The sequence below is a fragment of the Enterococcus crotali genome (assembly GCF_000633635.1).
Lineage (GTDB): Bacteria > Bacillota > Bacilli > Lactobacillales > Enterococcaceae > Enterococcus_L > Enterococcus_L crotali.
This window is the reverse complement of sequence record NZ_AYPQ01000001.1, coordinates 65,323-80,676: the sequence shown is the minus strand read 5'-3', so window position 1 is coordinate 80,676 and position 15,354 is coordinate 65,323. Positions and strand designations below refer to the sequence as shown.

Annotated in this window: 16 protein-coding genes and 2 pseudogenes; 4 read left to right on the top strand and 14 right to left on the bottom strand. The window is 35.5% G+C overall.

The window, feature by feature from the left end:
* Positions 1-24: 24 nt before the first annotated feature.
* The gene (locus V192_RS0100375; RefSeq protein ID WP_025868436.1) at positions 25-654 is read right to left on the bottom strand and encodes a histidine phosphatase family protein; all 630 of its coding nucleotides are present in this window, start codon (positions 652-654) and stop codon (positions 25-27) included.
* A 207-nt stretch (positions 655-861) separates the two neighbouring features.
* Between V192_RS0100375 and gloA2 the strand changes: the two genes are divergently transcribed.
* Positions 862-1,242, top strand: coding sequence for an SMU1112c/YaeR family gloxylase I-like metalloprotein (gene gloA2 / locus V192_RS0100370; protein ID WP_025868435.1), 381 nt, complete (start codon positions 862-864; stop codon positions 1,240-1,242).
* Positions 1,243-1,299: 57 nt separating this feature from the next.
* On the opposite strand, the gene trmL is transcribed toward gloA2, so the two are convergent.
* Positions 1,300-1,806 (bottom strand): tRNA (uridine(34)/cytosine(34)/5-carboxymethylaminomethyluridine(34)-2'-O)-methyltransferase TrmL, encoded by a 507-nt coding sequence (gene trmL / locus V192_RS0100365; RefSeq protein WP_025868434.1) that lies wholly within the window; start codon positions 1,804-1,806, stop codon positions 1,300-1,302.
* Between the two features lie 242 nt (positions 1,807-2,048).
* Positions 2,049-2,894, bottom strand: a complete 846-nt coding sequence (locus V192_RS0100360; RefSeq protein WP_025868433.1) for a methyltransferase domain-containing protein — start codon at positions 2,892-2,894, stop codon at positions 2,049-2,051.
* A 138-nt stretch (positions 2,895-3,032) separates the two neighbouring features.
* Between V192_RS0100360 and V192_RS18860 the strand changes: the two are divergent.
* A pseudogene (locus V192_RS18860) lies at positions 3,033-3,664 on the top strand (copper homeostasis protein CutC).
* Between the two features lie 71 nt (positions 3,665-3,735).
* On the opposite strand, the gene V192_RS0100350 reads toward V192_RS18860, so the two are convergent.
* The 7 genes and pseudogenes from V192_RS0100350 to yjbM form a co-directional block, all read right to left on the bottom strand.
* On the bottom strand, positions 3,736-4,137 hold the full coding sequence (locus V192_RS0100350) for a hypothetical protein (RefSeq protein ID WP_128080785.1): 402 nt from the start codon (positions 4,135-4,137) through the stop codon (positions 3,736-3,738).
* A 355-nt stretch (positions 4,138-4,492) separates the two neighbouring features.
* Positions 4,493-4,774, bottom strand: a complete 282-nt coding sequence (locus V192_RS20770; protein WP_051581907.1) for a hypothetical protein — start codon at positions 4,772-4,774, stop codon at positions 4,493-4,495.
* On the bottom strand, positions 4,726-5,127 hold the full coding sequence (locus V192_RS20765; protein WP_051581906.1) for a TetR/AcrR family transcriptional regulator: 402 nt from the start codon (positions 5,125-5,127) through the stop codon (positions 4,726-4,728). The genes V192_RS20770 and V192_RS20765 overlap by 49 nt, the downstream gene beginning before the upstream one ends.
* 179 nt (positions 5,128-5,306) lie before the next feature.
* On the bottom strand, positions 5,307-6,668 hold the full coding sequence (mgtE, locus tag V192_RS0100340) for a magnesium transporter (protein ID WP_025868431.1): 1,362 nt from the start codon (positions 6,666-6,668) through the stop codon (positions 5,307-5,309).
* Positions 6,669-6,687: 19 nt separating this feature from the next.
* Positions 6,688-7,580, bottom strand: a pseudogene (locus V192_RS18850) (RluA family pseudouridine synthase).
* A gap of 7 nt (positions 7,581-7,587) precedes the next feature.
* Entirely contained in the window at positions 7,588-8,385 is a 798-nt protein-coding gene (locus tag V192_RS0100330) for an NAD kinase (RefSeq protein ID WP_025868430.1), read from the bottom strand.
* Between the two features lie 10 nt (positions 8,386-8,395).
* The gene (gene yjbM, locus V192_RS0100325) at positions 8,396-9,076 is read right to left on the bottom strand and encodes a GTP diphosphokinase (protein ID WP_025868429.1); all 681 of its coding nucleotides are present in this window, start codon (positions 9,074-9,076) and stop codon (positions 8,396-8,398) included.
* Positions 9,077-9,270: 194 nt separating this feature from the next.
* Here yjbM and V192_RS0100320 point away from each other — a divergent pair, with 194 nt between their 5' ends.
* Both V192_RS0100320 and V192_RS0100315 read left to right on the top strand, forming a co-directional pair.
* Positions 9,271-9,855: a CYTH domain-containing protein gene (locus tag V192_RS0100320; protein WP_025868428.1), complete on the top strand. Its 585-nt coding sequence runs from the start codon at positions 9,271-9,273 to the stop codon at positions 9,853-9,855.
* A gap of 117 nt (positions 9,856-9,972) precedes the next feature.
* Complete coding sequence (locus tag V192_RS0100315) at positions 9,973-10,623, top strand: ClpXP adapter SpxH family protein (protein ID WP_025868427.1); 651 nt, start codon at positions 9,973-9,975, stop codon at positions 10,621-10,623.
* A gap of 62 nt (positions 10,624-10,685) precedes the next feature.
* Here the strand turns inward: V192_RS0100315 and pepF are convergent, their stop codons facing one another.
* The 4 genes from pepF to spxA form a co-directional block, all read right to left on the bottom strand.
* Positions 10,686-12,500: an oligoendopeptidase F gene (pepF, locus tag V192_RS0100310; protein WP_025868426.1), complete on the bottom strand. Its 1,815-nt coding sequence runs from the start codon at positions 12,498-12,500 to the stop codon at positions 10,686-10,688.
* A 36-nt stretch (positions 12,501-12,536) separates the two neighbouring features.
* On the bottom strand, positions 12,537-13,727 hold the full coding sequence (locus V192_RS0100305) for a competence protein CoiA (RefSeq protein WP_025868425.1): 1,191 nt from the start codon (positions 13,725-13,727) through the stop codon (positions 12,537-12,539).
* A 93-nt stretch (positions 13,728-13,820) separates the two neighbouring features.
* Positions 13,821-14,471 (bottom strand): adaptor protein MecA, encoded by a 651-nt coding sequence (locus tag V192_RS0100300; protein ID WP_025868424.1) that lies wholly within the window; start codon positions 14,469-14,471, stop codon positions 13,821-13,823.
* A gap of 256 nt (positions 14,472-14,727) precedes the next feature.
* A complete protein-coding gene (gene spxA, locus V192_RS0100295) occupies positions 14,728-15,126 on the bottom strand; it encodes a transcriptional regulator SpxA (protein ID WP_010760718.1) in 399 nt (132 codons plus the stop codon).
* Positions 15,127-15,354: the final 228 nt, after the last annotated feature.

Below are 15,354 nucleotides of genomic sequence, written 5' to 3'. Positions count from 1 at the left end.
ACCTCGCTTTATCAAAAAAGTATTTTATTGTAAAAAAGAATCATCATTCCATAATGTTAAGGTATACGATTTGTTGGGTTCATCTTCTGTTGTTTCTAAGATCGACAAAGTGTTATTTTTAAGTCCACCCATGCTACGCAACTCATCTAACTCTTTACCTGAAAGTGACTGGATTGCTGCTGTTAATGAAGCCCCATGCCCTACAAAAAGATATGGACCTTCACCTTTAGCAACCGCGGAATTGACTACAGAAGAAATTCGTGAAATCGCCTGATCGATCGGTTCACCTTGAAACACTTCTGGATTGTAACGATCTAGCTGATAACGCATATGATCTAATTCCTGTCCATATGTTTTTCTCATTTCAACAATAGACTGACCCTCTAAGGCTCCCAAGCCCAGTTCCTTCAGTTCGTCTGTATAGATGATTTCTACTGGTTGTTCTAATTCTTGATTGATACCTTCAGCTGTTTTTCTTGCACGGGGGGAAGTACTGGAAAAGATTTTTTCAAACGGGATATCCTTGATCGTTTGGCCTAATAATTTTATTTCTTCGTAACTTGTTGGAAGCAGTGGTGAATCTCCTGTCATTCCTTGAAAACGCAGTTCCTGATTCCATTCTGTTTTTCCATGACGAGTAAAATATAATTTCATGTTTTTGCTCCCTTGATTCTAATTTATTGATTGTCTATTTCTTGATTTCCATTTATTTATCTTATCTAGTGTATCATTTTCGCAGTGAAAATTCCATTGAACTAAGAGGTTGATAACAGGCAAACAGTTTGATTATCTATAAAAAAAGAAGTAGGTTATAATAAGAAAGTGAGTCATGTACGTCATCCATATTAGGAGGAAATCCCTTTGTTCTTTGAGCATATTCATCACATTGCGATTAATTGTTCTGATTATGATAAAACTAAAGAATTTTACGTAGAAAAACTTGGTTTTAAAATAATTCGAGAAAATCAACGCAAAGATAAAAACGACGTTAAAATCGATCTAAGATTAGGCAATTATGAATTAGAGCTATTTGTCTCCCCAGATGCACCTATTCGTCCTTCCTACCCAGAAGCTCTAGGCTTACGACATTTAGCCTTTAAAGTTGAAAATATTGAGAAGGTCATTGCCTTTTTGAACACTAAAGAAATTGACTGTGAACCGATTCGAACGGATACCTTTACTGGTGAAAAAATGACATTCTTCTTTGATCCAGATGGTTTACCGTTAGAGTTACATGAATAAATAGTAAAAAAAACTGTTTCCTACAACAATAAGGAAACAGTTTTTTAGTTATTGAAGTTAATCTAATTTATCATTCTCATAATGATGGTTCAGTTCTAAAGCTGGAAAATTTTGTTGACGTAAAGCTTCATAAACGACCAAAGCGACTGTATTCGATAAATTCAACGAACGAACATGTTCATCATTCATCGGAATACGCAGGCATTTTTCTTCATTATCTCGCATAAACGCTTCAGGCAATCCTGTTGTTTCTTTGCCAAACATAAAATAACGGTCTTGATTGTCAGTGTAATCTATCTCGCTATACGTTTGATTTGCGAATTTTGTAATCAAATACAATGGACGATCCTCTAAGTAGGTTAAAAACGCAGCCAAATCCTTATGGTACATGATATTAACGTCATTCCAATAATCCAAGCCAGCTCTTTTCAAATGTTTATCATCTGTCGAAAAACCTAACGGCTCGATGAGATGTAAGGGCGAATTAGTTGCTGCACATGTGCGTGCAATATTCCCTGTATTTGCTGGAATTTGCGGTTCAAATAATACAATATGATTTGTCATGATTACAGTTTCCTTTCAATTGAATGACACATTATTTATTTTTTATTCACTAAAATCGACATAAAAAAAACGTATCGCCTCGGTGTCAATCACTGCGAGTCGCTACGTTAGTGAAGCTCTTTTCACTAACTTTTATCAGAACAGGAACCTGATAAAAACCAACGAAAAAACAACTTGTATGTAATATAACACCATTATCAGAGCTTTGCAATACCTTTTAGCAAATTAACTAAATGTAAGCGTTACCTTATCTTTCCTTTTAACATGCGAACGTCAATTGTGATTTCAGATAATGGATTTTTTTGAACCGCTTCTTTTACATGGTCAGAAACGCCCCACTCAAGTGGTGACATCTCTAATAAATCCAAGCGACATTCTTTTGGTACAGCAAAAGTGAAGGTTACTCGTTCATCCACTAAAACATCCATTTCTTTAGCGAATTTCGCTAACACTTTTTCATTTGAATAGATTTGTTTACTTTTATCATTTGGATAAAAAGCCGCTCTTAGTTCTTTCAAGTAATTAGCTTCCGGTATTACTTTGATTACTGCCCCATCTTTTTTCAAAACACGTTTAAACTCCTGATAATGGGATGGAGAGAAAATATTCAAAACAGTATCCATCGACTGATCAGCAAATGGTAGATTCGTTAAATCAGCCACACACCAAAAAGCATCGATTGCTTGGTTACTGGCTAAGTAGATGCCATCTTTAGAAATATCAAAGCCAAATTTTGCCCCAGCTAAACCTAAAGTAGAAAGCTCTGATAAAAAACTCCCCTCGCCACAGCCAACATCTAACGTATTTCCAGCTGGATTCATTATAGTGATCATTTTTTCTAGTAGAGGCTGATACATCCCACTTTGAATCATTTTACCTCTATGAACCAACATGTTTTTATTATATTCTGTCTGAATGCTATGCGTCAGAAAATAAATAGTGCCTTTTTTCGATAAATCAAATTGATGGTTTTCTCCACAAATCAAACTATAGTCATTTAACTGAAATGCTTTGTTACATACTGGACAACGAAATTGTTCTTGGTGTTTTTCTAAAAAATTACGAGCAAAATCAATTTTTTTCAACATAAGGTTTCATCCCATTCACTATAAATTCTGATACTAGCTGATAAACTGTCGTTATTTATCTTACAACGGGAAGAAGACTTTGGCAACAGCCAGAATTATGGTACAATGCCTGTGAAGAAAAAACAAGGAGTGAACCAAATGATCAAAGAATTCTGTGCTGAAAATTTCACTAATATCCCTACTGCTATTCGTAATGGCGCTGGACGTATTGAATTGTGTGACAATCTAGCTGTAGGCGGCACCACACCTAGTACTGGTGTCATCGAAGAAGTGGTCGCTTACGCCGGTGAAAAATCGATTCCTGTTATGACGATCATCAGACCTCGATCTGGGAATTTTGTTTACAATGATATCGAACTTAAAATCATGCATACTGATCTGATTGAAGCAAAAAAATCGGGACCGATGGAGTGGTTTTAGGCTGTCTAACAGAAAATGGCTGGTTAGATGAAGAAGCATTGGAGTTGTTGATCGAGACAGCTGAAGGGCTACAGATTACTTTCCACATGGCTTTTGATGTATTAAGTAAAGAAAATCAATTTAAAGCAATCGACTGGTTAGCTGAACATGATGTTCACCGGATTTTAACACATGGTGGGCCTGCTGGAAGTGCCATCGAGGATAATTTTGAACACCTGAAAGAGCTGATTGATTATGCTGATAAACGGATCATTATCTTGCCAGGTGGAGGAATTTCTAGTAAAAATGTTGACGGCGTGGTACATGCTTTAGGGGTCAATGAAGTTCACGGAACTAAAATTGTAGAATAAGCTTTAAGCAACATGGAGACGGTTCATTTCACTAGAATCGTCTCCTATCTTTCTCTATCCCATCCACTAAATCACTTTGATTGATCTTCTATTTTTTTAGCCTCGATACTCATGACCAAACTACTAAGAAGACCTAAACTACCTAAAATAAACAACTCATTTCTTTTAAAAAATACACCTGCACTCGTTAGTCCTCCACCAATAATCAAATTGATTGTAGCACTTTGGTTCAACCTGCGACTGTTCATTTTTGGCAATTTTACATTTACTCCTAATTTTTTGTTCAGTTTATTTATTTTCTCATTCATTTCATTGATCATTCGTTTTCCTCCTATAATTGTTTTGTTATTGGTTTGATTTGTCCTACTTCCATTTTGTTTTACTTTATTGATAACACTCATAACTGCTCCGATAAAAACAGCTAATAATAATCCGTAAATAAGACTAGACAAACCTCCCTTCTGTAATTGCATAGCATTGCTCAACATTAAACAGAGAATCAATGACGCTATAATTGTTGAAATCACTGATTCGTATTTAAACCCAACAGCAAGAGAAATCTCTCCTATCATCAAAGCGACTAACTCTGAAACAACTGATTCGTTAAAATAACTTACTACTCAAACGATAGATCATTTCCCTCCAATAACTTGTTCTTTGTTTCCAACAATTCGATTTCATCCCTTTTTATCTCAAAACTACAACTAGCTAAAACAGTTTTATTGCCATATGATTTATAAACACCTTTTAATTTAATCCTCTACACTTCTCATTTACATACTAACGGTATGTATCATTGAAAAATAAAAATGCAGTTAAGCATTTTTACTATTGGATCGCTCTAAACATAGTCACTACATCATTGATATAGTCATCATCAATCAGTGGAAAGTTCACGCCATCATATAACATTTTGAAAAATGAAAGCTTGTTTAAAAGCTCTTTTTCATCCATTTTATAAAATGAGGGAGCCAACCAAATATTTGTTGAAAGTACGATCAATTCAGCTATTTCTTGAGGATAATCAGTGATTATAGAACCGTCTTTGATTCCTTCTTCTACTAATGCTTTAATGTACGGGATAATATTTGTGAAGGCTTCTGCATACAATTCCCCAATAATTCTAGGTTCGTAATTAATGATTTTGCAGAAAAAGCGAGTTTTTGATGCTCTAATGATCGCAAACTCATTGAATTGATTTTTCTGATTTTTTCAAAACCACTTATATCGTTCATCGATTCGATTTGATTCATCACACCAATTGCATATCTTTTTTCTAGTATCGTATTAAAAATTTCCTCTTTTGATTTAAAATGATGATAGATTACTCCTTTAGTCAATCCACCTAAATGATCGACTATGTCTTGAATGGTCGTATGATCATAGCCTTTTTCTAAAAAAAGCTGTTCTGATACATCTAATATTTTTTTTACTGTTTCCTCTGGATACTTATTGCGTGCCATAAGCTTCCCTCCATACATACCGTTAGTATGTATCATATCTAAAAGCGCTCTTTTTGTCAAATCTTCATTGATGATATTTTTGATTTATACAAAAAATGGAGTAAACCAAAGCAATTATCGCTTCGATTTACTCACTTATACTTTAAATATGTGTCGCTAGCTTTGTCTTAAATTCACCATTAAACAAAATACTGCATAAAGAGACTAGCAATATTAAAATAAATCAAAACACTTGTTAGATCACTTAGCGTCGTAATAAAGGGACCACTAGCCACAGCTGGATCGAAGCCTAATTTATCCATCAGCATAGGAATCAAACTTCCAGCTAAATTGGCCACTGTAATCGCGCAAAGCATTGCCATCCCGATCACAAACCCTAAAGGAAAATTATGCTGCCAGACTCCAACAACGACAAAAATCGCCACACCAGTCACAGCACCAGTTACAAGTCCTGTTAATACCTCACTAATGATCAAACGACCAAAATTATTATCCTTTTCATCAGATACCGCTAACCTTCTAACCGCAACCGCTAATGATTGCGTACCGGCATTCCCAGCTGTTCCTGTGATCAAAGAAATGAATACAGCCAAAATACTTGCTTCACTTACTAACTCTTCATAATGGCTGATTAATGTTGCTGTAGACATTCCTAAAAATAATAAAGTAATTAACCACGGGAGCCGTTTTGATGCTGCCTTGATTGGATTTTCACTGACTTCTTCAACGTTGACCCCAGCAAGTCCAGAGTAATCACTTGCAGCCTCATCATCAATAACATCAATGATATCATCAACTGTAACGATCCCTAACAGATGATCATCGTAATCTGTCACGGGCAGAGCCAAGAAATCATAATCTCGAATCGTTTGAGCAACATCTTCCTGATCATCTCCAACATGGACAGAGATCACCCGTTCACTTAGGACATCAGAAATCATTGTATCATCCTCGTTTACGATCAAATCACGCAATGAGATAACTCCAACTAAATGATTTTCTTGATCCACGACATAGACATAGTAAATCGTTTCAGCTACATCTGCTTGATTTTTCAGCACATACATTGCGGAACGAACGGTTTGATTGGCAACGATAGAAACAAATTCTGTCGTCATGATCGATCCTGCTGTATCATCTTCATAATGCAACAGTTCCTTGATCTCGCCAGCATCTTCTGTACTCATCAAGCTAAGGTATTTCGCTTTTTGACTTTTATCAAGCATGTTCAGCAAGTCAACTGCATTATCCGTGTACATTTCTGATAGCATTTCAGCAGCATAACTTGGTCGCATCTCAGCAATATAGTCTTTCATATTCTCATTATCTTCTTCGATAACATCAAACATATCTGCTAATTCTTTTGGTGACAAATAACTGTAAATTTGTTTTCTATCGGTTTCATCGATCGACTGATAAAATTGTCCCTGTTCATAAATATGAAGTGCTAGAAACAGCTCTCGAAATTCAGCCATTTGTTGCTCTTTCAACTTTTCCAACAGTAAGGAGAAATGTTCTTCCATTTCTTGTCCTTCATTCATCAAAATCTCTCCTTTCAATTTAAAGTTGATCTACGATTTTGTTCATATCTGCCGCTAAAGGTGAAGTTAATTCTAGCCTTTGCTTGGTAAAGGGATGGATAAAACTCAATTTACAGCAGTGTAGCGCTTGACGAGCGATTCCACTATCCATTTTACCACCGTACATCTCATCTCCCAACAAAGGGCATCCCAGAGCCTCAAAATGCACTCTGATCTGATGTGTTCTCCCAGTATGAAGTTGGATGTTCACTAATGCTTGATCATTCTTACGTTTCATTAGCCAGTATTCTGTTTTAGCCTGTTGGCCTGTTTCAACTATTGTCCGCTTTAATATAGAGGACAGATCTCGCCCAATTGGAAGCTCGATTTTCCCATGCTCATTTAAAGTCGATACGTCACCACCAACTAACGCCTGATAAATCTTGATCACTTCTTTTTTTCGTAATTCTTGATCCAACATTGCATGAGCAAAACCATGTTTGGCAAACAACATCAACCCTGTCGTATCTCGATCCAAGCGAGTCACCACATGAATCACCTGATCCAGATAGTTTTGCGCTTTAAAATAGGCTTTCACCCGATTAGCATGGTTCCATTAGGATGATATTGGGCAGGAATCGATGCGATTCCCGCTGGTTTATTGACCACTAAATAATGCTCATCTTCAAAAACAATCTCGATTGGGACATCATCAACGAGTAAGGTCTCGTGTTCTTTTTCATCAGGTATCGTGATTTTGACTTGGTCGCCAAAAGAAAGTTTATATAATACATTCTCAACCGACTGATTGACCTCGATTTTTCCCCCTTGAAATTTGATTTTCGCTAAAAGACCTTTAGAGATTCCCTGCTCTTTTAAGAAAGCTTTGACTTGTTGTGTTTCTTCTTTTTCAACTATCCAATTAAATTCCATTAATGTATTAATCCTCACTAATAAAGGCATCTTTTACTCGATGCCAAAAATGCATATGGCGGTATGAAGCAAAATGAATGCGTTCATCCGCAATTCGATAATAAATCGACTTGATGTCGTCTTGGTAGATATCCAACTGGTCGACCGTAATCAAGTAATCATTACTTTCCTGCAACTTGATTTCAACCCATTCAGTATGAGCAATTACAATCGGTGACCCTAACGTTCTAAAAACACGATTATTCAGTGAAGCAATCTCAGCAAGCTGAAACGCATTGATACTTGGATGCAGCACCGCTCCGCCAATACTCTTGTTATATGCTGTAGAACCTGTTGGTGTTGAAACAGACAAACCATCTCCACGAAAACGTTCAAATAGCTCATCTTTGATAAGAACATCGGCGACCATTGTACGATTAGCACGCTTAATGGTCGATTCATTCAATGCCAAGAAATGTTTATCTGGTTTATTTCCATGAAAACTGATCTTTACATCTAACAAGGGATAACTAACACTCTTTTCTTGATGGACCAAAAGACTTTGAACAAGTTCATCTAACTCATAATCTCGCCAATCTGTATAAAAACCTAAGTGCCCTGTATGGACACCAAGGAAGCTTACCTCATCTAATCGATGACTAAATCGATGAAATGCAGATAGTAATGTACCGTCCCCTCCTACAGAAATCACAAGGTCTGGCTGATGATCATCGATCTCGATCTTATTTTTTTTCAAAAGAAGGAGGAGTTGACGGGTAACTTCAGTTGATTTGTGCTCATGATTATGAACGATCGCTACTCTCATTTCAGCCCTCCTATTCTTTCTTAAGCTCATCTTTTTTATCATTGATTCTTTTGTAGTAACTATCTTTTGACTTCCCTCGACCATGCGAGAATAGATGCTGTGCTTCTTGGATTTCTTCACGGATCGTAGACATTTCTTCATCTAACTGATAGGCAGCTTCAGCTGCTCTTTGAAGTCGCTCTTTCATTTCTTCTGGAAAGGCTCCTTGGTATTTATAATTTAATGAGTGCTCAATCGTAGCCCAAAAATTCATTGCTAATGTACGAATTTGGATCTCTGCTAAAATCTTCTTCTCACCAGTAATCAATTGAACTGGGTACTCGATTACTAGATGATACGAGCGGTACCCACTTTCCTTTTTATTGGTAATGTAATCTCGTTCTTGTATAATCTGTAGATCTTTTCTATTGCGAATGATATCTACGACCTGACGAATGTCTTCAACAAATTGACACATGATTCTAAGGCCAGCGATGTCCTGCATTTCTTCTTCTAAACGATCGACAGGAATATTTCGCAATGCAGCTTTCGTTAAAATGCTATCTACTGGTTTTACTCGACCTGTTACAAACTCAATCGGTGTATGTTTATTTTGTTCTCGAAACTGCTTACGGATGCCGCGCAGCTTAACTTTCATTTCTCCAACAGCCTGTTCATACGGTGCCAGAAAAAGCTCCCACTCTTTCTCCATCCTAATCCCTCAATTTCCTTGAATTTGATTCACAGCTTATTTTACCATAGAGCCGAGAAAAATAGGGTAATTTGAGAAATTGTATAAATTTTTTCAACAATAGCGAACTTTTTAACTTCTAGTTCACTTTTCTTGACGTAAATGGGTAAAGTATGCAAAAATTGAATTAAAATAAAATTAGGTGGGTAAAATTAGTGAGCGAAAATATAGAAATAGAATTTAAAACATTATTATCTATTGAGGATTTTTCGCGTACAACTGATTATTTCCAGCTAAATGAAAATCATTTTTTTACGCAAGTTAATTATTATTTTGATTCTGCTGATTTTCAATTAAAAAAACGGCACATCGGTCTAAGAGTTCGTATACTATCAAATAATGCTGAAATCACGTTAAAAATTCCTGAAAAAGTCGGTTTATTGGAAATCAATGATGCGCTTTCTGTTTCAGAAGCTCAGCACATCGTTGACTCGGCTGCACTTCCAGATTATGGAAATGTTTACAGTAGATTGGTTGATTTAGGTATCAATACTCATGATTTACGTTTAATCGGCAGCTTAACAACTAAACGAGCAGAAATAAAACTTCCCCAAGGTTTACTCGCGCTAGATGAAAGTTGGTACAATAAGCAACATGATTTTGAGTTAGAACTAGAAGTGCAAAACGCACTAAATGGCAAAGCAGATTTTCTATCTTTGTTGGAAACTTTGAACATCAAAGAATCGCCGGCACCAAACAAAATCCAGCGAATGATGCTAAGTGCCAAAGAGAAAGATTAAGAAGTTATAATGGTAAAAACATATCATTTCATTTTTCCCGGATTTTCTGATAAATTAGGGACACTTAGTTGAGAAATGATGTCTAGTCGCAAAAGGGTCAAATTGGAGGAAGTATGAATGATTGAAATTTATCTGTTCGTTAATCCTTTGGGGGGCATTTGTCTCAACGTAGAAAAGGATATTTTAAAATTGGTTGAAACTGAAAATAAAAAAATTCAATTTCGTTTCATTCCGCTAGTTAATATGCGGACCATAAATCATCTTATAAAGTTATTCGATATTCCATCACATGATATTGAACAACGCAATCAATTGTTTGAAGATATTTATTCAGCTGCATTAGATTATAAAGCAGCACAACTACAAGGAAAGAAAAAAGGACGTCATTTATTGCTTGGTCTACAACAAGCGGTAGCAGTAGAAAAGGTTCCTTACTCTTTAGAATTAGCTGAGAAATTAGTAGTAGAAGCTGGCGGCGATTTAGATATGTTCAAAGCGGATCGACAATCTGATTTCGTAAAAGAATCTTTTCAAACAGATCAACAAATTGCTCGTGAAATGGGAATTGCAAAACATCCATCCGCAGTAGTTTATAACTATACATGTGATCGTGATTTTGGTGTACTCGTGGAAGATTGTGAGTCAATGGATGAAATCAAAAGACTTTGTGAAACATCGGAAGATAATTTACAGTATTTTCACGAAAAGTTTGAACTAAATCATTACAATGAATCTCGTGTACCACACGGACATTTGCATTTGCTTTAGTTGAAATTTAGCAAAAAAGCACCCTCTTTATTAAAAAGGGGTGCTTTTTTTGTGCTAGGCTTTTATGCTAAGGATTCCAAAAGCTGTTCTAATTCATTCAACCTTAATTCAAAAATACGCATAGCATCCTCGATATATTCTGGTTTTGTCATATCAACACCAGCTTTTTTCATCACTTCAATCGGAAAATCACTACTACCTGATTTCAAATAAGTCAAGTATTTATCTAATGCAAGCGGCTCTTTTGCTAACATTTTATTTGCTAAAGCTGATGCAGCAGAGAAGCCTGTCGCATACTGATAGACATAATAATTGTAATAAAAATGAGGAATTCTTGACCATTCTAATGCAATTTCTGAATCTTTTGTCACCTCAGGACCATAATACTTCTGATTCAATTCACTATAGTAATCACTTAAATATTCACTTGTTAAAGGCGTTCCCAAGGCATCTTCGGTGTGAATAAAATGTTCAAATTCAGCAAATTGTGTCTGACGGAAAATCGTTCCTTTAAATCCGTCCAAATAATGATTTAAAACATATGCTCGAGTCCGAGGATCTGTCTCTGTTTCAAGCAAATACTCCGTCAAAAGATTTTCATTCGTTGTCGAAGCGATCTCAGCTAAGAAAATTGAATAATCTCCATATACATACGGCTGGTTATTACGAGTAAAATAGCTGTGAACACTATGACCCATCTCATGCACCAATGTGTATAATTGATCTAAGCTATCGTGCCAGTTCATAAGGATATAAGGTGCTGTATCGTAAGCACCAGATGAATAGGCACCACTTCGTTTTCCTTGATTTTCTACAACATCGATCCAACGGTCATTAAATGCATTTTTTACTATCTCTAAGTATTCATCGCCCATTGGGTTTAACGCTGCAATTGCTTTTTCTTTTGCATCCTCATAAGTATATTTGATCGATGCTTCTCCTAAAATAGGCGTATACATATCATACATATGAAGATCATCTAACTTCAATAAACGTTTACGTAAGGCTACATAACGATGCAGCAAGGACAAATTTTTATTTACTACATCTACCAAAGTATCATAAACACTTTCTGGAATATGATTACCGCTCAAAGCAGCCGCTCTTGCAGAGGGATAATTTCTGATTTTTGCTTTATAATTATGCGTTTTAACATGTGAACTCAATGTTTGCGCAAAGGTATTTTTAAATTGGTCATAAACAGTGTAAAGAGCTTTAAATGCCTCCTCACGTACTCTTCTATCTGTATTTTCCATCAACTGCCCGTAAACACCATGAGTCAATTGGATTTTTTCTCCATTTTCATCTTCGATTACAGGAAATTTTAAATCAGCATTATTCAAAATGGAAAAAGTATTGCTGGATGCTTCAAAAATTTCACCTGCACCAGCTAATAAAGCTTCTTGATCTGCTGATAAGATATGAGGACGTTCACTCAAGATATTTTCAATAAAGTGACGATAGATCTCTAGCTTAGGATTTTCGTCAAAGTAACCCCAAATCTTCTCATCACTTAATGATAAAACTTCTGGTTCAAACCAAGAGACCGCTTCGCTGGCTTGAGCATATAGAGCACTCGCTCTTGCATATATGGCCTGATACGTCGTATTCGTCGTATCCTGATCATTTTTTAAATGAGCATAAACATAGATCACTTCGATTTTACGGTAAATGCTTAACAAGTTTTCTATACTGTCTAAAAAAGTAGTACTGTCTTTGCCTAAAGTCCCTTTAAAACGAGCCCCTTCTTTTAGCTCATCTGATAATGCTTGAAAAGCCTCATCAAACGCTTGATCATCTTTAAAAATTTTAGTTAAGTCCCAAGTCTGATCGATTGGTAAGCTCGAACGTTCTGGTAATTGCTTCGCTTCAGTCATTATATCTACCTCATTTCAAATTATTCTTACATAGACTTATCTTATCACATTTTTAAATGGAGTAGCAGTGATTAAACATTTATTTTCAATTCTTTTTAACCACTTCTCGACATCCGCTATGCTTCGTTCAGTAGTATTTGCTGACACTTTCCACCCCGATCGGCTTTTGACTAAATGATCACAAGCAATTAAATTCATCAATAACTGATTTATACAGTATTCTTTGACAACATCGACAGGAATATTTGGGAGCTCGTAAAATAATCCAAGCGACTTTTCTAACTCCCTGTCGAAATGTAAAAATAAGTCCTCCAGCTCAAAAACATTCTGATCAAAAAACTGTACCCATTTCCAAATTTGAACCTTCAACAACAAGTCTGATCCCCTACAACAAAAGAGGTGTAGACCAGGATAATAAAACCAATTTGGCAAGTAAAGTAAATGATATCGCTTGTTATATAATACAGATTGGATCACTCTAGTGTGCTCATCTTTCGTATATAATTTTTTCCTCAACGTCCAATAATAGTCTTGGATCAGTTCACCAATTTTAAATTTTCTTTGAATGTAAATATGAGATTTACTGGGAAAATCTAGAATTTCCATCAATAAGTCACTATAAAAAGCCCAACTTTTTTTTGAAGAATAGATTCGCTTCTTCCAATCTTCTTCAAGATGAAAATACACATTCAATTCTTTATTTTGCCAGTCAGCTGACCAGAGATAAAAGCCTAATCGCTCCGAATAATAGCATAAGTTCTTAACTAGTTCACTTAAAGTCTGAGGATTCGAAAATAGTTTGCTTCCACAAATCCAGATTGGCGTATAGCCATGTTTTTGATAGCTATTAGTCCTTTCTACCAACCTTTTAACACTTATGGGACTACACTGGATCTCAATTGCGATATTGCCTATTAAAAGATCTGGTCTTTGATTCAACTCTGGTAAGTATTTTTCTAATTCATAGTGAATGGTCTCTTTTTCGCACCATGTAGCAAAAACTTCTTTCAAGGCCAAATGTTCTCTTGTCTCGCCTTCTGAGTATAAAGCACACGAGCTTTGATTATAATGAGAAAAATGCGGTAGCTTGACTTTACCATTTTTTATTCGAACTGGATGATTACAAGCCGGACAAAAATATGGTTTGCCCTTCATTTTCTCGATTTTTTCTCTAGTTAAATTGAGTAGCGTCACAACTTCTTTGTCTTTTGAATACGCATTGAACATTTATCTCACCTCATAATTAAGATACGCAAGATAGATTACGATTCATCAAAAAACTGAAACAAAGCGAACTTCGCTTGTTTCAGTTTTTTATGCTTATTCAAAGTAATATCTAGTTAATTCTAAAGCGTTACGTTCCATGATGCACGTGCCGTATTCATTCAATGTTTCCGGTGTAACAGCTGATAAATTCGCATACTCTAGTAACTGAGCCAATTCATTTTCTACATTGTTTTTTCCTAATTCATCCAATAAGAAAACAACTTGTAGATAGTATGTTCCTTTAAATGTATATAAATTCGCTATCACAGACTGTAAGAATACTTCATTTGCTAATTGTACCATTGTATCAAAATCACTTAGTTCAAAAACTAAGTTTTTCACTGTATTATCAGTGAAATCTTGTGCTTCATCAGCAAAATCTTCTTCGATTTGTTTACGAATTATATTACTAACTTCTTCTGAATTTAAATCGTTGAAGCCTTCAAAATTTGATACTTCATCGATTGATGCATTTTTACTAATAAATAGTTCTAATCCATCACTTTTCGGCAGAACCTGAAAGGTAACAGCTTCACTGCCTTGAAATTCATCTTCCACATCAACTTCTTCTAAAATACTGTAGAAAAAATTCTCTACTTCTTTGTGGTTGCCGAGTAAATCTAAAAAAGTAATTCCTCTATCAGCCAAATCCTCATTGCCAATCAACACACGTATTGTATTTTCATTGATATGTTCCATTTCCATGTCGCTACACCTCACTTTTGCTAATCAGGAAACTTATTCTTACGTACATTGTAGCGGAATCACGCCAAATGTAAAGGGAAAAGTAATAATATCCCTAAATAATCTGCTGTCTTAGTATAATCCTTAAAACCTGCCCTACTACACTATGTACTTTTTTCATAAATATATATAAAAAAAGTATTAACTTATATTACTATGTAAAGATTAATAGAAAAAGAAAACCTTTGCCCAAAGGACAAAGGTTCTCCTTATACTTTTATAAGCCTGCCATCAATTGTGCTTGACGTAACTCTAGTTGTCTTACTCCTCTTGGCAAGAAACGACGAATTTCATCCTCATTAAAACCAACCTGTAATCTTTTTTCATCAATCATTATTGGTCGACGCAACAATCCAGGATTCTCTTTTACTAACTCCAGTAAGTCCTGTAATGGAAGTTCATCCAAATCCATATTAAGTTTTTGGAAAACCTTAGAACGAGTAGAGATAATCTCTTCTGTTCCATCTTCTGTCATTCGTAAAATTGCCTTCAGTTCAGAAATATTCAATGGTTCTGAAAAAATATTTCTTTCTTTGAATGGAATCTCGTGTTCTTGCAACCATGCACGAGCCTTACGGCAAGACGTACAACTTGGGGAAGTATAAAGTGTCAACATGTGCATCACTCCTTTTTGCGACTTTCGTCACTTTTTTGAAACAGGAAAGCTTTCTGTTTTCCTATTTAATGTTAGTATACCCAACTTCTAATAAAAATACTAGCTCTTTTTCCAAAAAAAATCATACTTTTTCGTTATTTTACGTGTTTTTTTTAAAATATTGAAATAAAGATCGCTTTTTTCAACATAAAATTATAACGTTTTCAAAATGAGCAAAAGTGATACAGT